The 17263-nt window shown below is 33.7% G+C and carries 17 protein-coding genes and 1 other RNA gene; 4 read left to right on the top strand and 14 right to left on the bottom strand.

Going from position 1 to position 17263, the window contains the following annotated elements:
* The first annotated feature begins 72 nt into the window (after nucleotides 1–72).
* Nucleotides 73–300: a hypothetical protein gene (locus ABZA65_RS06905; protein ID WP_373072033.1), complete on the top strand. Its 228-nt coding sequence runs from the start codon at nucleotides 73–75 to the stop codon at nucleotides 298–300.
* On the opposite strand, the gene ABZA65_RS06900 is transcribed toward ABZA65_RS06905, so the two are convergent.
* From ABZA65_RS06900 to ffs, 3 genes are all read right to left on the bottom strand, one after another.
* On the bottom strand, nucleotides 297–1976 hold the full coding sequence (locus ABZA65_RS06900) for a nickel-dependent hydrogenase large subunit (protein WP_373072031.1): 1680 nt from the start codon (nucleotides 1974–1976) through the stop codon (nucleotides 297–299). The two genes, ABZA65_RS06905 and ABZA65_RS06900, sit on opposite strands and share 4 nt — an antisense overlap.
* Nucleotides 1969–4386, bottom strand: a complete 2418-nt coding sequence (locus ABZA65_RS06895) for a hydrogenase small subunit (RefSeq protein ID WP_373072029.1) — start codon at nucleotides 4384–4386, stop codon at nucleotides 1969–1971. The genes ABZA65_RS06900 and ABZA65_RS06895 overlap by 8 nt, the downstream gene beginning before the upstream one ends.
* 181 nt (nucleotides 4387–4567) lie before the next feature.
* An RNA gene (gene ffs / locus ABZA65_RS06890) (signal recognition particle sRNA small type) lies at nucleotides 4568–4665 on the bottom strand.
* Between the two features lie 95 nt (nucleotides 4666–4760).
* On the opposite strand from ffs, the gene ABZA65_RS06885 reads away from it, so the two are divergent.
* Nucleotides 4761–5219, top strand: a complete 459-nt coding sequence (locus ABZA65_RS06885) for a hypothetical protein (RefSeq protein WP_373072028.1) — start codon at nucleotides 4761–4763, stop codon at nucleotides 5217–5219.
* On the top strand, nucleotides 5216–5905 hold the full coding sequence (locus ABZA65_RS06880) for an SDR family oxidoreductase (protein WP_373072026.1): 690 nt from the start codon (nucleotides 5216–5218) through the stop codon (nucleotides 5903–5905). The genes ABZA65_RS06885 and ABZA65_RS06880 overlap by 4 nt, the downstream gene beginning before the upstream one ends.
* On the opposite strand, the gene ABZA65_RS06875 is transcribed toward ABZA65_RS06880, so the two are convergent.
* Both ABZA65_RS06875 and fliS read right to left on the bottom strand, forming a co-directional pair.
* A complete protein-coding gene (locus ABZA65_RS06875) occupies nucleotides 5906–6160 on the bottom strand; it encodes a hypothetical protein (protein ID WP_373072024.1) in 255 nt (84 codons plus the stop codon).
* Entirely contained in the window at nucleotides 6147–6521 is a 375-nt protein-coding gene (gene fliS / locus ABZA65_RS06870) for a flagellar export chaperone FliS (protein ID WP_373072022.1), read from the bottom strand. The genes ABZA65_RS06875 and fliS overlap by 14 nt, the downstream gene beginning before the upstream one ends.
* A gap of 211 nt (nucleotides 6522–6732) precedes the next feature.
* Here fliS and fliD point away from each other — a divergent pair, with 211 nt between their 5' ends.
* The gene (gene fliD / locus ABZA65_RS06865) at nucleotides 6733–8118 is read left to right on the top strand and encodes a flagellar filament capping protein FliD (RefSeq protein ID WP_373072020.1); all 1386 of its coding nucleotides are present in this window, start codon (nucleotides 6733–6735) and stop codon (nucleotides 8116–8118) included.
* On the opposite strand, the gene ABZA65_RS06860 is transcribed toward fliD, so the two are convergent.
* The 9 genes from ABZA65_RS06860 to ABZA65_RS06820 are packed head-to-tail and all read right to left on the bottom strand — an operon-like array spanning nucleotide 8115 to nucleotide 17250.
* Nucleotides 8115–8798 (bottom strand): cytidylyltransferase domain-containing protein, encoded by a 684-nt coding sequence (locus tag ABZA65_RS06860; protein WP_373072018.1) that lies wholly within the window; start codon nucleotides 8796–8798, stop codon nucleotides 8115–8117. The genes fliD and ABZA65_RS06860 overlap by 4 nt on opposite strands.
* On the bottom strand, nucleotides 8791–9843 hold the full coding sequence (locus ABZA65_RS06855; RefSeq protein ID WP_373072016.1) for a nucleotidyltransferase family protein: 1053 nt from the start codon (nucleotides 9841–9843) through the stop codon (nucleotides 8791–8793). The genes ABZA65_RS06860 and ABZA65_RS06855 overlap by 8 nt, the downstream gene beginning before the upstream one ends.
* A complete protein-coding gene (gene neuC / locus ABZA65_RS06850; RefSeq protein ID WP_373072014.1) occupies nucleotides 9836–11002 on the bottom strand; it encodes a UDP-N-acetylglucosamine 2-epimerase in 1167 nt (388 codons plus the stop codon). Before neuC ends, ABZA65_RS06855 begins: the two co-directional genes overlap by 8 nt.
* A complete protein-coding gene (locus ABZA65_RS06845; RefSeq protein WP_373072012.1) occupies nucleotides 10995–12800 on the bottom strand; it encodes a DUF2920 family protein in 1806 nt (601 codons plus the stop codon). Before ABZA65_RS06845 ends, neuC begins: the two co-directional genes overlap by 8 nt.
* Complete coding sequence (gene neuB / locus ABZA65_RS06840) at nucleotides 12797–13804, bottom strand: N-acetylneuraminate synthase (RefSeq protein ID WP_373072010.1); 1008 nt, start codon at nucleotides 13802–13804, stop codon at nucleotides 12797–12799. Before neuB ends, ABZA65_RS06845 begins: the two co-directional genes overlap by 4 nt.
* Nucleotides 13801–14373: a NeuD/PglB/VioB family sugar acetyltransferase gene (locus ABZA65_RS06835; protein WP_373072008.1), complete on the bottom strand. Its 573-nt coding sequence runs from the start codon at nucleotides 14371–14373 to the stop codon at nucleotides 13801–13803. The genes neuB and ABZA65_RS06835 overlap by 4 nt, the downstream gene beginning before the upstream one ends.
* A complete protein-coding gene (locus ABZA65_RS06830) occupies nucleotides 14370–15506 on the bottom strand; it encodes a LegC family aminotransferase (protein WP_373072006.1) in 1137 nt (378 codons plus the stop codon). Before ABZA65_RS06830 ends, ABZA65_RS06835 begins: the two co-directional genes overlap by 4 nt.
* Nucleotides 15506–16693 carry a UDP-N-acetylglucosamine 4,6-dehydratase gene (locus tag ABZA65_RS06825; RefSeq protein ID WP_373072004.1) on the bottom strand — a complete coding sequence of 396 codons (1188 nt, stop codon included), beginning with the start codon at nucleotides 16691–16693 and terminating at the stop codon, nucleotides 15506–15508. Before ABZA65_RS06825 ends, ABZA65_RS06830 begins: the two co-directional genes overlap by 1 nt.
* The gene (locus ABZA65_RS06820) at nucleotides 16690–17250 is read right to left on the bottom strand and encodes an SIS domain-containing protein (RefSeq protein WP_373072002.1); all 561 of its coding nucleotides are present in this window, start codon (nucleotides 17248–17250) and stop codon (nucleotides 16690–16692) included. The genes ABZA65_RS06825 and ABZA65_RS06820 overlap by 4 nt, the downstream gene beginning before the upstream one ends.
* Nucleotides 17251–17263 lie beyond the last annotated feature (13 nt).

Genomic DNA, 17263 nt, shown 5'->3' with positions numbered 1-17263 from the left:
CCATTACATATAGATGTAATTTGAGAACGGGATTATACCCAAATTTTTTTAAAAGTTTGCTATAATCGCAAAATGGATTCAATAAAACATATACAAAATGCTTTAGATGAGCTAGATGAAGAAGTGCAAAAAATCATTCAAAACTGGGATATTCCAATGAATGAGAAAGATAATATGATGCTTCCGCTGCTTCAGCAAAAAAAAGTTTTAACACAAACATTAGAAGATCTAAAATATCTGCGTGACAACCCGCCAAGCCCGAATCAGGCTTGCGGAATATCAAAATACAGAGAAGACTAGATAGTTTTTATTTTATAACGACTTAACTCTTTTCCCTTAGTGTCTATTATATGTACTGCACATGCAAGACATGGATCAAATGAGTGGATTATACGAAGAACTTCTAAAGGTTTTTCTCTATCTGCAACACTTATACCTATTAAAGCTTCTTCGTATGCACCACGAAGCCCATCTAAGTTTTTAGGTGTAGCATTCCAAGTAGTAGGTGCCATTACCGAGTAGTTTTTTATCTTAGCATCATCAACTTCAACCAAATGTACTAAGACCCCACGTGGTACTTCTAAAAATGCAGCACCTTTTGTAGATTTTGGCAGTTTTTCAAAATCATATTTTGCCCATGTATCGGTGTCGTAATATTTTATATTTTGAATAAGACGAGATACTAGTTTAAAAATATACTCACATATATATAAACTCTCTATAGCTCTGGCAGCATTTCTACCAACAGTAGTTGAGAGGTCCATCACATCAAGATCTGTGTCTTTTAAAAACTCATCAACAAAAGACTTTATAAGATCATTCCCTTTATGGTAACTCACAAGTACACGTGCAAGTGGTCCTGTTTCAACCGTTTTACCATCATATCTAGGAGCTTTTATCCATGAGTATTTATCATCATTTTTTTCAGTTTTAAGCGTTCCGTCTTCATTTAGATCGGTATAACAGATCTCATCATTTTCATCATACCATGCACGGTCAACCTCTTCGGTTACTTTTGATGGATCAAACTCTTCTATATTTGCAAAGTCGTGTCCATATACTACACCGTTACAAAACAGTCTTCTCTCACCTTCAAATTCATAACCGCCAACACACATAAAGTTTCCATTGGCTCTACCGATTCCCGCTTTTATCTCACCTCTGTATACTTTTGAGATTAATTTCATATCTGCTAAATACGCACGTTCAACAAACTCTTTAGCCTCTTTCATGATAAATAAGTAATCATTCAAACGTTGCGGATTTAACATATCTGCTACACTTGTAACACCACCGACTACCAAACTTTGAGGGTGTGGTGTTTTACCGCCAAATATAGCTACGGCTTTAGAGATCTCAGTTTGAAATTTAAGAGCATCGAGATAGTGTGAAATAATTATCAAGTTTTGTTCAGGTGAGAGTCTATACTCACAATGACCCCAATAAGCATTTGCAAACGGTCCAAGCTTGCCTGATTCTACAAACTTAGTTAGTTTTGCCAAAACATTTTCATAGTGTGCAACTGAGTTTCTGTAAGGGTTTTTAGTATATTTAGGAGCCTCTTTTGTTGCAGTTTTCGCATCGGCTTTTAGCGCTGAAGTTACATCTGCAAAATCAAGAGAGTGAAGATGGTAAAAGTGAACAACATGGTCTTGAATAAACAAAGCCATAGCCATAAGATCACGGATAATATCAGCATTTTTTGGAATTTCAATTGAATAAGCATCCTCTACACAAGTTATAGCACCGCGGAAATGTGAATTTGTACAAACACCGCATATACGTCCTGCCATAAGCCCTGCATCTCTTGGATCACGACCTTTTAAAATAGTCTCAATTCCACGAAAAAGCTGTCCGCTTACCCAAGCTTCTTGAACTATACCGTTATCATCTACCTCAACTTCGGCTCTTAGGTGTCCTTCAATTCTTGTGATAGGGTCTATTACTATTTTTTTCTTATTGGCAAGATTACTCATCGTCCTCTTCCTCCACATATTCTCTTTCGTTTGCAAACTTATCAAAAAAGCCAAGTTCTGTACATCCCATACAACCATGCCCTGCTTGAACAGGCCAGCTCGTACCACCGTTGAATTTCATAGTCGGACAGTTAACATTTGCATATGGTCCTTTACAACCCATCTCAAATAAACACCAGCCTTTTTTAGCTCCAATATCACCCCACTCTTTTACAAACTCACCAAGTTCATAATGTCCGCGACGCTCACAATTATCATGTACACGTCCTTCATACGCCCATAATGGACGGTTTGTACTATCTAGTTCAGGCAACTCTTCAAACATCAAATATGAAAGCAGGGTTCCTACTATGTTCGTTGGGTTTACCGGACAACCAGGGAGATTTATAATATCTTTACGTCCAAGTGCATCTGCAACACCAACAGCACCTGTAGGATTTGGCTCAGCCGCTACTATACCGCCATCATATGCACATGAACCAACTGCCATTACAAGTGCAGCATCTTTGGCACATTTTTTGAGTAGCTCATAACCTGTTTCACCGTTTGGTCCAAGACGTAAGAACTTACCATCAAGTCCTAACGGAACTGCACCTTCAACTATTAGAATATACTCATCCTTTTGAGTTTTTATAATATCTTCTAAAATAGTCTCACTTTGATCACCGCTGGCACTCATAATCAACTCATGATAATCTAATGAAACATAATCAAAAATCAGATCTTCTATAGCTGGATTTGTTGATTTTATAAATGCTTCACTATTTCCGCTACAATCACTTAGTTCAAGCCAGATAATAGGGACTCTGTTTAGTGAACATACCGCCCCCTCTACAACCTGTTCAAAGTTTGGATGCAGCTTCATGGATGCCGTAACCATAGATATCCAAGAGTTTACTTCTTTTTTACCTATATCTAAAGACTCCATAGCACTCTCTAAGTTTTCAGTTGTCAACTCATTTCTAGGATGCAAGGTATTAAACTTATCTATACGTTTTTGAACCTCTGCTATCTCACGCTCGCGTTTTATATCTTCGGCACTTTTTCTTGGCATATTTGGATCAATAAGATGTTGAGATTCTTTTATAACATCGCTAACCATCATTTTACAGCGACCACAAACACGTCCAGCTTCAGTAAAGTCTGCTAGTTCAGAAAAACTAGAAATTCCTGTTTGTGTAACTATATCAACAAGATCTTGGTGATAGATATGCTCACATGAACATATAAGACGTCCACGTTCACCTACAACACGGTTTTCATAAAGATAGTTTATATCTACTTCATGTCCCTCTTTTATAAGTGTCTCAACATAACCTACGTCTACGTTTGAGTTTATACCTATAAAACGTGTCAGCTTATCATCGTTTAAAAAGTACTCATCCATTCTGTTAAACTCTTTTGAGCTAATAACAATCTTTTCAAAGCCCTCTGCAAATTTAGCCGATGATACTTCAACAAGATCAAACTCACCAACTTTGAGCATATCAATACTTACTTCAAGTTCAAACTCTTTTAGATCATTTCCTGTTATATGTGAAATTGCCACATCAGCTTCAGCCGTACACTCTTTTACGTGTCCAGCTATAAAAGAAAGTTCTTCGACCTCTGCACACTCACCGACTGCATATATATCAGGGTCAGCTTGCATATAGTTGTTTGTCAAAATCCCTTTATTACATTTAAGTGTATCTTTGAAAGGATCTATATTTGGTTTTATACCAACACCAAAAACTATGTAAGGGTTTTGAATCTCAAGCTTTTTAGTTTTTAGTGTTTTAATCTCGTTATCTTCGATTACGGTATCTACTATCTCATCTTCAAAAGATATTTTTATCTTTCCTGATTCCGTATAGCATTTTTTCATAATCTCTATACTCTCCAAAGAGAGGTTTTTGTTATAAAGATGACTTCCTCTGATCAAAAGAGTTATGCTTTTAACTTGTTCTATATCATTAAGTGTCTCTAATAGCTCAAGTCCTATAGGACCGCTTCCTACTACTACCAATTCTCTATCATTTAGATTCTCTCTGATCTGCAAACAATTTTGAGAACTTCTAAATACTGCTACGTTTTTAAGGTTTTCGTCTAAAAGTGAGATTGGTTGTGAACCCGTTGCAATGATTAGTTTGTCGTAACTAAACATTGAATCGTTTGATAGGACTCTTTTCTTCTCTTTATCTATTGAAGTGATTTTTTGCTCTAATTCTAGGCTAACGGTTGGATCAAGAGGAAGTTTAATATCTTCCATATCTGATGTTCCATCAACCAGCCTGCATAAGTGTATCCTGTCATATGGAGGATATTTCTCGTCACTAAGTATTGTGACCTCTATAGATGTGTCTTGCTTTTTTAAGTTATTTGCCAAATAAACTGCAGCTATACCACCGCCAATAATTACAACTCTCATAACAACACCTTTATAAAACATCAATCAAAAATAAGATTAATTTTTTTACATAGCTTTTAATATACATAGTTTATCATATTTTGTTACATATAAATAACATAATTTAAAATGTAAATACTATGATAAATAAAAATTAGATTGTAATTATTTAGGTTTGGGATAGTTGACTGTCTTGAAGGGCCTCCCTCCAGATACCTGCGGCACATAGCAAAAAAAAGTGTGCTGCTGTATTCCTACCCTGACACGGTGCTTTTAATCACCATTGCACAGGTCTAAAGAGAAGCGGATGAAATTTTATCTAAATATATTTAAATAAATATTATTTCATCTCTATAATTTTGATAAAATAGTATCCAAAGAAACAATGGAAAATAATGATATATATTTTGGTAGCTTTAAAAAGTGAAGCACAAGCATTTGTTGAGCGATTTAAACTTGGAATTGACAAGCAAAATGATAAACTCTCAGTTGTCATCAGCGGTATGGGTAGTGAAAATATGTTTAAAGCTACATCTGAAGTTGTTGCTAAAATGAAACCAGAGGACACTATTATAAATGTCGGGATCTGTGGAGCTGATAAAAAATACTCTATAGGTCAGCTTTTCGATGCGAATGATATAAACCTTACTTGTGTCGATCACGAAGTATCAGATAATACCTATGAAGTGGTAGATATGGAAAGTAAAGGTTTTATAGAGGCTACTAAGAGTGTACAAAACAAACGTGTCTTTAAAGTTGTAAGTGACCATTTTGAACCAAAGAGTGTAACAAAAGATATGGCAAAAAAACTAATCTTTGAAAAAATTGATGAAATAATGGAGAAAGTATCGTGAAAAAAGCAATAGTTACAGGAGCAAGCGGAGGTATTGGAGGTTCAATATCTCAAAGGATATTAGAGCTTGGATTTTATGTTATCGGCATTAGCAGAAACAAGCCTGAAAAACTATTAGAAAATGAAAATTTTACACATATAGAATGTGACTTATCTGATGAAAAAGATACAATAGCACTTTGTGACAAACTAAAAAAAGAAAACATATCTATACTAATAAACTGTGCAGGTTTTGGCAAGTTTGAACCTCATGAAGAACTAAACCAAAGAACAATAACACAGATGACTTTTTTAAATCTTACGGCACCAATGCTTTTAACAAATGCACTATTAAGAGATCTTAAAAAAAATGATGGTTATCTTATAAATATCAGCTCAATTGAAGCTCTTCGTTCATCTAAGTTTGCAGGTGTTTATTCAGCTACAAAAGCAGGTTTAAAAGCTTTTAGCGATTCACTTTTTGAAGAGTGTAGAAAAAGCTCGCTAAGCATTACAAACATAAATCCGGATATGACACAGAGCTATTTTTATGATTCTTTACGTTTTGATGTAAGCGATAATGAAAATGAAAAACTTTACGCTTCAGATATAGCCGATGCATTGGAGCATATACTTAAAATGCGTAAAGGTGCGGTTGTTAGTGAATACACTATAAGAAGTTTGAATTTTGGAATTAAAAAGAAGTAGTTAGAACTTTACGTCCAGTTTATTTTTAACATCTCCATGAGTGGAGTTTAAAAAGTCTATATTTTTTTTGATCTGTTTCATAGATACTGAAGTTTGATCTTTGAGTTTATATAATAAAGCCAGAGCCTCTTTTAATAGATAAGCGGCTTTTTCCATCTCTTCTTTGCTTTTAAATTCAGGAAGAGTCTCAAGCAGTTCGTCAAGCTTATCAGTGTCTTTTTCAATAATAGCTATTTGAAGATCATTGACCCACATTTGTGCTCTCTCTCCATGCTTCTAAAAGACCTTTGAAAACATTGCTAACTTCATCTATCTTAGCTATATCACCATCTACACTTGCTCTAGTTAAAAGAGATATTTCATAATTGTATAATCCTTCAAGATATAATGCTACATCACCTTGATCATCATCTAAAATAACTAATAGTTCAGTTATGATTGCAACTGAGCGGTTAATCCAATATACTTTTTTCTCAATATCGTTTTCTTTTATAGATTTTTTTGCCTGTGCATTAAAACGAAGAACACCCTCATAAAGCATCTCTATAAGTCTTGTTGGTGATTCTATTCCCACATTATTTTGTGCATAAGTATTATGCGCAACACTACCATACATCTTAGATCCTTTATTTGTTAAATTGTTCTTATTGTCTGAGTCATTCATGTGAAGTATATCGACATCAATTTTATTTTATTTAGAGTTTTTTAGGCTAATTTATCAATTAATTTATGGAATAAACTATGCTTTGATTTAATTAAAGTTTTTTACAAATGTGACGATGTGTGTCACAATAGGAAATATATATAATAAGATAAAAGGATTTATCATGGCTGGTATAAGTTCACTAGGTGTTGGTTCTGGTGTTTTAACTGCAGACGTAATTGATCAGTTAAAAGAAGCAGACGAAGCACAAATAATTTCACCGATAGAAGATAAGATAACTCTTAATAACCAAAAGCAAGATGCTTATACTATGTTGTCATCTTTAATGAGTACATTAAAAAGTAGTGCTTCTGCTCTTAGCTATGACACTATTTTTGACAACAAAACAGTAGATGTAAGTGGGAGTGCCTTAGTAGAAGTAAGTGCTGGTGCTACAGTTGATTCTTTCACACTTGAAACTGTAACTTTGGCAAAAAAAGATATTACAAAATTTACAGCGCTCTCATCGACAGCTGCAACAGTTTCAGATGCTGCTATTAATGGTGGTGCAGGTACTTTAACAATAGGTGCTTATTCTGTAGACTATGATTCTACAACAACTCTATCTGAACTGGCTCAAGCTATTACAGATGCATCAAACGGTGATATAGAAGCATCAATCCTTCAAACTGGTGATGGTGCATACTCATTAGTTGTATCTTCTAGTCAAACAGGTGCTGATCAGGCACTTACTATTACAGATAGTAGTGGTTCTTTAGAATCTATACTTATGACTCCTTATGATGCAGCAACTAACCCTGATGGTTACCAAAAAATCCAAACTGCTTCAGATGCAGAGTTTAAATATAATGGTATTACAACTACAAGAAGCACAAACGAAATTGATGATCTGATTCTGGGTGTTAATATAACACTTAAAAAAGAAGGTGATATATCTCAGGTAGATATCACTCAAGACAATGAACCGTTGATCGGCGAGATGGAACTTTTTGTTGAAGCTTATAATTCTTTAATGCAGAACATAAGTGATATGACTGTTTATGACGAAGAAAACGGAGCCAAAGGTGTATTCAACGATGAGAGTTTTGTTAAAAACATCAGAAGAGATCTAAATAGTGTTATAACATCTCTAACTAATGGTGAATCTTTAATGAATTACGGTCTTGATCTTGACAGAAGCGGAACTATGAGCTTTGATAAAACTGTATTGGAAGAAAAAATGGCAGATGATCCTGATGCTGTAAAACTTTTCTTTACAGGTGGGACAGACTCAAACGGTGTTGATAGAACCGGTATTTTTGAAACAATAGATGAAAAAATCAAATCATATACAGGTTACGGTAAACTTCTAAGTAACTTCGAAACGAGTTTAAAAACTGAAGCGACAAGTCTTGCTGAGAGTTATGACCGTGCTAAAGAGCTTTTAGAAGCTAGATATGAGATTATGACAAAAAGATTTACTGCTTATGACTCTATGATCAGTAAAGTAAATGCTCAATTCTCATCACTTCAAATGATGATCTCTGCAGAGATTAACGCAGGTAATTAATCTTTTCTAGATGACAAGATGAGTGAAGCTAGTTTAAAATCTAGCTCCTCATCTATGTCGATAGAATCTTCTTTATTCATAATATATGCAAAGATATTATCTTTTAAAAAGAAACTTTTAGACTCCACAAGTTTATCCGTTTTACAAATATATATAGCACCGTTTAATCTATAGTGTTTTTCTTGTTCTTGACTTCTGCGAGAATCGATATTTTTTACAAATTCAGACATATCATTATCATTTTTTAGAGTCATACTCCACTGCACAGGATGTTCAACTTCACATACAGATACTATGGCATCTGCATTTTTTTCTTCTAATAACTTTATAGCTTCATCTATGTGTTTTGAGCCTCTTAAGGGGCTTGTAGGTTGGAGTAAAACTATATAATCGTATTTTATTTCCAGTGCGTTTATAGCATGTTCTATAGCTTCATAAGTTGTAGCAGTATCGTTTGAAATATCATGTGGTCTTTTTATAGTTTCTGCACCGTACTTTTTTGATATATCAAGTATCTCTTCATCATCACTTGTTACCAAAGTTTTATCTATCAAGTTACTATTTAATGATGCCTCAATACTCCAAGCTATCAAAGGCTTTTCACATATATTTAAAACATTTTTTCTTGGAAGCCTTTTACTCCCGCCACGTGCAGGGATAACAGCTAAGTATTTACTCATTAAAGACACCAAAGTATTCACTCTGAGCCTGTTCAAAATCACTCATACGACCAATATCTAGCCAATATTCATGAACAGGAAAAGAGATTGTTTTTAACTTCTCTTTTATAATATCTTCAAAAAGCGTAGGCATATCATAAAACTCATTTTTTGGAATATACTCAAAAACTTGAGGAGAGAGTGCATAGATACCTGCATTTACAAAAAACTTTTGTACAGGCTTTTCCTTAATTGATGTAATATTACTTCCATCAGTTTCTATAACACCATATGGTACCTGATAGTCATACTCTCTAACACACATAGTAGCAACCGAGTTTTCATATGTATGAAAATCAAGAAGGTGTGTAAAGTTTACATTAGTTAAAAGATCTGCGTTCATTACAAAGAAAGGTTCTTGCGGTCTGTCTTTTATAAGACTAAGTGCACCTGCCGTTCCAAGTCTTTTAGTCTCTTCAATATATTCAATATTTACACCAAACTTACTTCCATCTCCAAAATACTCTTTGATCATGTCGGCTTTATAGTTTACGCTTATTACAATGTTGACAAAACCATACTTTGCAAAGTTCTCTATTATAGTTTCCAAAATAGGTTTATTTCCAACTTTTAAAAGCGGTTTTGGAATATCCTCTGTTAATGGGCGTAGTCTTGTACCCAAACCTCCAGCCATAAGAACAACCTTATTGCTTCTGGTATTGGTTTTTAAAAGGTTTGCCAACTCCTCAATCTTAACAAGTTTTCCTTCATCATCTACAATAGGAATCTGATAGATCTGTTTAGAGATTGCTTTTTGAACTATTAACTCTTTTGAATCATTTACATTTGCAAGTGTCGGTTCTTTAAAGTAAAGATTATCAATAGTTGAATCTAGTGATAGACCGCTTAAGAGACCCCTTCTTATATCACCATCTGTTAATGTACCTACAACTTTATCTTTTTCATCAAGTACGATGGCGATTCTAATAGCACCTTTGTCTATAACTTCTAAAGCTTCTTTTATACTCTGTTCTTTATGGACTGTTACATCTTTACAGTTATTCATAACTTATATCCCAAAATTTTTTCTTTAATATATTACTTAAATCAACTTCAACAATCTCTTTAATAATATTATCAGATGTATTCATACCCTCATAAGGGTTATGTATACTAACTAAAGAGTCATTAAACTCATTTGAGAGTCCTTTGTCAATAGCTACTTTAATATCGGCATAATCACAGCTAGAATTAATCACACTGCCAGCCTGTAACCTGCCTTTTTGTCTATCACCTATGTTTATTGTAGCTTTTTTAAAACTCGGAACTTCTATAATACCGCTTGAACTATTCCCGACGACTGCATCTACATAAGTTAAAGCACTAAAATACCTAAGCATACCAAGTGATGCAAAAGCTACTGATTTTTGAGGATTTTTTGATACGTATTCATCTATCATACTATTTATGATTTTTCCATCCGTGTCACTGTTTGCTTTTGTAAAAATAATATTTGTATCTTTTAGATCATCTAATGCTTTTAGCAGCTCATTAAACTGTTCTTTGGAGCTTGTTTTATCTAAGGTTACAGGATGAAAAGTAACGAGTATATTTTTATTAGTGAGCTTAAAATCTATACTTTTTTCAAACTCTTCTCTGCTCAGTACTTTAATGTTTTTAATATTTTCAACTCCCAAAGCTCCAACATTGAAAACTCTCTTAGGGTCTTCTCCTAACTGAATAACTCTATTTTTATACTCATTTGTAGAAGTAAAATGCAAGTGACTCATCTTGGTAATAGAATGTCTTATAGCATCATCAATAGCACCTTCTGTAATCTCGCCACCATGGATATGAGCTATTGGTATATTTGCTACCATAGCTGCAGTTACGGCTGCAAATATCTCATAGCGATCACCTAAAACTACCAGTATATCAGGTTTTAACTCACTAAAACTCTTTGCAAATCCAGATACAGCGCAAGATATTGATTCAGATATACCAACAGCCGAGTCATCATCTAAAGGGATATCTACTTTTTTATCAATTACAAACTCTTTTTCTATCTCTTTGTAAGTAGAACCAAACTCATCTTTTAGATGCATCCCCGTAACCAAAAGCTGAAGATCTAAATCTTTATGTTTACTAACTTTTTTAATAACAGGGTACAACAACCCATATTCTGCTCTGCCACCAGTTACAATCAAGACCTTTTTTTTATCCATTTAGCTCACCTATAATATTGTTAAGTAAAAAGATTTGATTTTTATAATTACTATTCATCTCAAAACTATCAACTGTTTTTTGCCCATATTTTAAATCCTCAAAAAACTCTTTAGCTATTTTTGAAAACTCATTTTCTTCGGCAAATACTGAAAAATAAAGCTTTGAATTTTTTGCTATTTCATAGTAAGGTATTACAAAAGTAGATAATTTAAACAGTTCTAGATCGTCTTCTATGATCAGATAACTTTTCGCGCCTATATTTTTATCTATCTGTACAATATGCAGACCAAGTCCAACTCCAAAGAATATAAACTTATCAACGCTTTTGTTGAATTTTTTACTCACTTCATAGGCATACTTTTTACTGTTGTCAGAATAAAGATAATTATTTGTAGCGAACTCTTTAACATCAAAATAGTTGTTATTAAAGATCAAGTCGTATTTATTGTTATATAGTCCCTGCTCAACCGCAGAATCAAGTGAAGCTAATTTTGAATAAACATTTGGCTGATACTTCTCAAAATATTCCATATTTTTATTAAAAATCTCTATAACTTTTTCTTCTATATTTTCTGTAGGAGATAATATTGCACTAAAGATTCCGTTTATATCTTCAAAATTATAATTTACACTTTTGCATTGGTAAGTTACAGGCTCAATATCGTGTTCTGAACTATCACTTCTAATTTTTAGTACACCTGGTAGTTCAATATTAGCCAACTCTTTCATTGACATATCAAAACCGTGTTTTAAACTTTTAATAAACTTGCCATCAACCTGTGAATCTTCAGATATTGTTTTTAAAGTTGTGTCAAAACCAAGCGCACTTAGTTCTTTATAAAACTTCTCTTTATCCTCGTATGGAGCTATGTCGTCATCTTTAAAATGATAAGATATGTATTTTGTATTTGAATTAGATTTTTTAGACATTAGTTCATTGTGGACTTTGTTTGACAGATCTCTAATATCATAATTGTCTTGTGAAAAATGATAAAAAGATTTTTCATTTTTGCTCCACATAGTTTTTGTAAACATATTCACAAAAACATTTTCACCATAGTTAACTCTAAACTCCGGAAAGTGTAAATCGTCTTCTTTACCAATTATATAATTTAGAGGTGGTTTTATATATGATGAATTATCTATTACACAATCTATTGAATTTGGGATAATTTTGGCTATAAGATTTGCTATATATGCACCGTGACTACTTCCCATTAATATAGTCGGATATCGATCAATAAAACCCAAATTCTTATTTTTTATATCTTTTAATACGTTTATATGATCAAGAGCCTGAAGTATCCCAAAATTTTGATATTCACCTTTTGCAGGTTGCATAGTTAGTGTCTGAAAAAGTTTAATCTCTTTATCTAATTCACCGTTTAATTTCTTTTTCTGCATTTCTTGGTCAATATAATGAAATAGTTGCCCAATATCCAAGTTCGCATTTTCATCAAGTTTGATCGACAATTCATTTAAGTTGATCTTTAAGAGTTCCTGATCGAACCTGTCTAAAATCTGTGTAGCACCGCTATTTAGTCTTGAATGGATACAATGATAATCTACACTAATTGCAACTACTTTAAATGTACTTGCGATAAAATCTCTTAAATTTTTAGAATAGCTTTTATCTGCATCATTACCAAAACCTGGAATAATAAAAACAATACCCTCTAGTTTTTGATTCTTTGGATATGTGTAGTTGTAAATTACATCGTTTTCTCTTTTTATAGATAATTCAAAATCATAACTCGATTTAATATTAGCACTCTCTCTAATTAAATTATCACTCACACCATCTCCAAAATCAACTCATCTGCTTGATAATCTTTTTGTGCTACAGTTCCGATAACGCTATCCCATTTCATTGGATTGATTCCATTTCCAGGACGCTTTATTGCCAGGTTTGATTCGTCTAAAATCTCACCTTTTTTTATATCACAAGAAGCAACTATAGATTTTCTTGCAACTTCAATATTTGGAGTCTCACTTTTACTTGGTTTTTTTACACCATCACCCAAGGCTTTTTCAATGTTTCTTATTCCGCTAACCATGGCAATAAGCTCATACGGTTCAAGGCTGGCCTTATGATCAGGACCTTCCATAGTATTGTCAAGTGTAAAGTGTTTCTCTATAACTTTCGCACCCATAGCAACAGCAGCGATGTCTACCTCGATTCCCAGTGTATGGTCACTATAACCGATCTCTACAGCATACTCTTTTTTTATGCTAAGCATTGCATTTAGGTTTACATCTTCCATTGGTGTCGGGTACATTGTATTTGCATGTAAAACAGTGATATTTTCTTTTTTAGTGCCAGATGAGATTAAAACATTTAATGAATCACCAATCTCGTCCATATCTGCCATCCCTGTTGATAGGACTATCTTTTTATTAAGCTTTCCTATTTTTCTAAGATATGGAAGGTTAGTAATCTCACCGCTTGGAATTTTAAATATTTCAAGACCAAGATCATTTAGCATATCTACACTATCAAGGTCAAACGGTGTTGACATAAAAATTATATTTTTATTTTTACAGTAGTTTATTAATTCTTTGTGAACATCTAAATCAAGTTCCAGTTTTTTGATCATCTCAAACTGTGATTCTTCTTTGTCGGTTGTCTGTTTTTGATACTCAGCTTTGTGAGCATTTTTACTAACCAAATTTTCAGTTTTAAACGTTTGAAACTTTACGGCATCAGCCCCTGCCATACTTGCGACATCTACAAGCTTTTTAGCAAGTTCTACTGAGCCGTTATGGTTAACTCCGGCTTCTGCTATTATAAAGACACTCATTTAAAAACACTCCCGGCTTTTATAAACCCATCCACTGTTACACCTTGAACTACTATAACACCACTTCCGACAAAACTATTCTCTTTAACAACCACATTACCGTTAATTATAGCACCAGTTGAGATATGGGTATTGTCCTCGACTTTACACTCATGTTCAACCAAAGCTTTTGTATTTATAATAGAGTTTTTTCCAACCGATGCACCTGAATTTATAACTACATCGTGCATCACTACACTACCCTCGTCTATAGATGCTCCCTTGGCAATGTACGCACGTGGTGAGACAATGCTAGGCAATGTAAAGTCCAACTCTTTTAGTTGTGAATATAGTTTTTTTCTTAACTCATTCGACTCTATATGTCCAACTGTGACTATGGCATTTGGTATTTGTTCTCTTAGTTTAGCAAGATCATCATCACAGCCGATTACTTTATATCCAAGAACTTCTGTTCCAACTAATTCTTCTTTATCAACTATACCGGCTATTATGTAAGATTCACTCTGCTCAATTATATCTATCACAGCCTTGCAATGCCCACCGCCACCTACTAAAATAATCTCTTTCATATTACACTACTTGGTATATTTACAATTCTAGATTGTAAATACTTGGTATTTTTCAAATCATCACTTTGAAAGTTTTTATACATCTCAAGTTCATTTATAAACTTCCATATAGGTCTTGCCATAACGCCATGTAAATTTAACTCTTCTAAACATCTGTCACGTTCTGTTTTATCATTTAGCATAATAGCATTTAACCAATAGTTCGACTTAGCATCCTCTGGTTCTTTTATAAATGTTATATTATCAATACCATCAAAAAATTCACTATATTTAGATGCTAAAGATCTTTTAGAGTCTAAAAACTGCTCTATATTTTCAAGTTGAGCACAAAGAAGTGCCGCATTAATATTTGGCATTCTGTAATTAAATCCAATCTCATCATGCTCAAATTCATATGCATGAGGCATTTTTGCGGTGGTACTTAAATGTTTCGCTCTTTTTGCCAAAGATTCGTCATCTGTAACTATAACTCCGCCGCCACCACTTGTTATGATCTTATTGCCATTAAAGCTAAAAACACCAAGTGTACCGAAAGTTCCCGTATGTTTATATTTATAAAAACTACCCAAACTCTCAGCTGAGTCCTCAACCACTTTTATTCCCCAGCTTTTACAGATTTCAACTATCTTATCTATCTTACAAGGGTGTCCAAACGTGTGCATTGGCACACATGCTTTAATAACTCTTTTTGTTGTTTTATTTATACATCTGCCGTCAACTACTTCGCAGTTATTATCTAAAAAACTTTTCAGTGCATCTGGACTTAAACCCATTGTATCCATATCTACATCTACAAAAATAGGTTTTGCACCAGTATAACTGATAGCGTTTGCAGTAGCAACAAATGTAAGAGACTGTGTTATTACCTCATCATCTCTATTTACATCAGCCAAGACCAGTGCCAGGTGTAGTGCTGATGTACCGTTTACAGCAGCAATTGCATATCTGGCTCCGACATAAGATGCAAACTCCTCTTCAAACCTATCAACAAATGCTCCAACAGATGATACAAAAGTAGAATCTATACATTCATTTAGATATTTTTTTTCATTCCCAATAAAACGAGGTTCATGGAGTGGAATAAACTCAGTGGTTCCAAAGGTTTTTTGTATAAAATCTACTATCTCTTTCATCACATTTTTCCGTCCAAATATTTACCTTTGTCCTCATACTCAAAATTTGGTATGAGCTTAAAAAACAACTCTACAATATCTGCTTTAGTCCAACTCATGTTTATTTTAAAGTTTTTTATGCTTTGTGAAAACAAATTTAGTAAGTTATCGTCGTAATCAGGATTGTTTTTAATTACACCCAGATTTTCAAAGCTATCCATATCAAGTGTCTCATTCTCTGTAAAGAACTCTTCAAAATCTTTCTCACCTGTTGTATCACTTGATGTAAACAGGCACGGGTATTTTCCCTGTTCAGGCAGTATTTTAACGAGCTCTCTTGCCTCATCTTCATCTTTACACTCATACGGTTCGTATCCAAGATCATTTAGATACTTTACAGCTATATCTGCAAAGCTTATAAGATGTAAATTCTCACTTAGTTTCGGGAAAAAGATATCTCTGTTTTGACCGAAAATACAACTCATCAAACATAACTCACCTGATTCTTTCGGAGTTACAAAATATCTTTTAATATCATTTGGGGCTACAATGGGCTGTTTTTTCTCAATACGCTTATTAAAACTGTGCAGTAGTGATCCGTCTGAAAAAGCCACATTTGCAAAACGTGCAGTTGAAATTTTAATGTACTTGCTTCTTCGCATCAAGAACATCTCCATGATCCTTTTTGAAGCCCCCATCATATTAACAGGATTTGCCGCTTTGTCAGTTGATACACAAAAATATTTTTTAGACCTTTTTGATGTAGCTTGAGCAATTGTTTTGTCTGTGTTAAAGATATTTACATCTATCATACGCATCAAGGTAAACTCATCTTCTTCACTTCTTACATGCTTTAGTGCTGAGAGGTTTAAAACGTAATCGTACTTGCCGTCTTTTGCTATAAAAGCATCATATTCAACACTGCCTATATCGAGTGCAAAAGTTTTAAAATCACCATCAATATAACCAAAACTACTTCTAATGTCACGCACAAGTTCAACAAGATTATTTTCACTTATATCTACTACATGAAGTTTTTTAGGAGAGCGTTTGAATATCTCTTTTACGACTGCACTACCAATACTACCCGCACCGCCAAGTACTAAAAAAGATGAAGAGGAAACAATATCTAATAACTCTTGACCTTTTGATGATATATCGTCTTCAAGTAACTCTTTTTCTCTTCCGATTAATTTTAAAATATTCATTTTTTATCTTTATCTATGTAGTAACTGTAGATTATATGGTCCAGTATCATATGGACATCTTCAACCAAGCCGTAATCACCTTTTTTGCTCTCAACATGAAAACTGATGTCACATAGCTCTTTTACCCTGCCGCCATCAAATCCGGTTATACCTATAACATCTGTCCCCACATCTTTAGCATACTCTACAGCTTTTACAATATTTTCTGAATTTCCGCTACAAGAGATTGCCATTAAAAGATCGTCCTGTTTTATTCTATCTTTTAACTGCATATAAAATACGTTTTCATATCCTATGTCATTTGCTATAGCACTACATACAGGCGTGTTGTCACTTAAACTGTATACGTCAAAATTTTTTATCTCTCTTCTTTTGAGACCTATTCCCAGATCATTAACCATATGGGATGCAGTTGCTGCACTGCCACCGTTACCGATTATATAGATTCTACCATTTGTAGATTCTAATTTCGATATAATTTTTTCTAATACAGTATAATCTATTTTTTGAAGAAGTTGTACCAACTCTTGAACGTAGCTTTTTGCGAACTCAACCATTTTAATACCCATT

Source organism: Sulfurimonas sp., assembly GCF_041583195.1.
Lineage (GTDB): Bacteria > Campylobacterota > Campylobacteria > Campylobacterales > Sulfurimonadaceae > Sulfurimonas.
This window is presented reverse-complemented; position numbering and strand designations above follow the sequence as displayed.

Bases quoted from the DNA above. Each gene is read 5' to 3' on its own strand.
- ABZA65_RS06885 (WP_373072028.1), top strand. From the start codon at position 4,761: ATGATATATATTTTGGTAGCTTTAAAAAGTGAAGCACAAGCATTTGTT.
- ABZA65_RS06860 (WP_373072018.1), bottom strand. From the start codon at position 8,798: ATGAGTAAATACTTAGCTGTTATCCCTGCACGTGGCGGGAGTAAAAGG.
- ABZA65_RS06835 (WP_373072008.1), bottom strand. From the start codon at position 14,373: ATGAAAGAGATTATTTTAGTAGGTGGCGGTGGGCATTGCAAGGCTGTG.
- ABZA65_RS06900 (WP_373072031.1), bottom strand. From the start codon at position 1,976: ATGAGTAATCTTGCCAATAAGAAAAAAATAGTAATAGACCCTATCACA.
- neuC (WP_373072014.1), bottom strand. From the start codon at position 11,002: ATGGATAAAAAAAAGGTCTTGATTGTAACTGGTGGCAGAGCAGAATAT.
- fliS (WP_373072022.1), bottom strand. From the start codon at position 6,521: ATGTATGGTAGTGTTGCGCATAATACTTATGCACAAAATAATGTGGGA.
- ABZA65_RS06820 (WP_373072002.1), bottom strand. From the start codon at position 17,250: ATGGTTGAGTTCGCAAAAAGCTACGTTCAAGAGTTGGTACAACTTCTT.
- ABZA65_RS06875 (WP_373072024.1), bottom strand. From the start codon at position 6,160: ATGTGGGTCAATGATCTTCAAATAGCTATTATTGAAAAAGACACTGAT.
- fliD (WP_373072020.1), top strand. From the start codon at position 6,733: ATGGCTGGTATAAGTTCACTAGGTGTTGGTTCTGGTGTTTTAACTGCA.
- ABZA65_RS06830 (WP_373072006.1), bottom strand. From the start codon at position 15,506: ATGAAAGAGATAGTAGATTTTATACAAAAAACCTTTGGAACCACTGAG.
- neuB (WP_373072010.1), bottom strand. From the start codon at position 13,804: ATGAGTGTCTTTATAATAGCAGAAGCCGGAGTTAACCATAACGGCTCA.
- ABZA65_RS06895 (WP_373072029.1), bottom strand. From the start codon at position 4,386: ATGAGAGTTGTAATTATTGGCGGTGGTATAGCTGCAGTTTATTTGGCA.
- ABZA65_RS06825 (WP_373072004.1), bottom strand. From the start codon at position 16,693: ATGAATATTTTAAAATTAATCGGAAGAGAAAAAGAGTTACTTGAAGAC.
- ABZA65_RS06855 (WP_373072016.1), bottom strand. From the start codon at position 9,843: ATGAATAACTGTAAAGATGTAACAGTCCATAAAGAACAGAGTATAAAA.
- ABZA65_RS06905 (WP_373072033.1), top strand. From the start codon at position 73: ATGGATTCAATAAAACATATACAAAATGCTTTAGATGAGCTAGATGAA.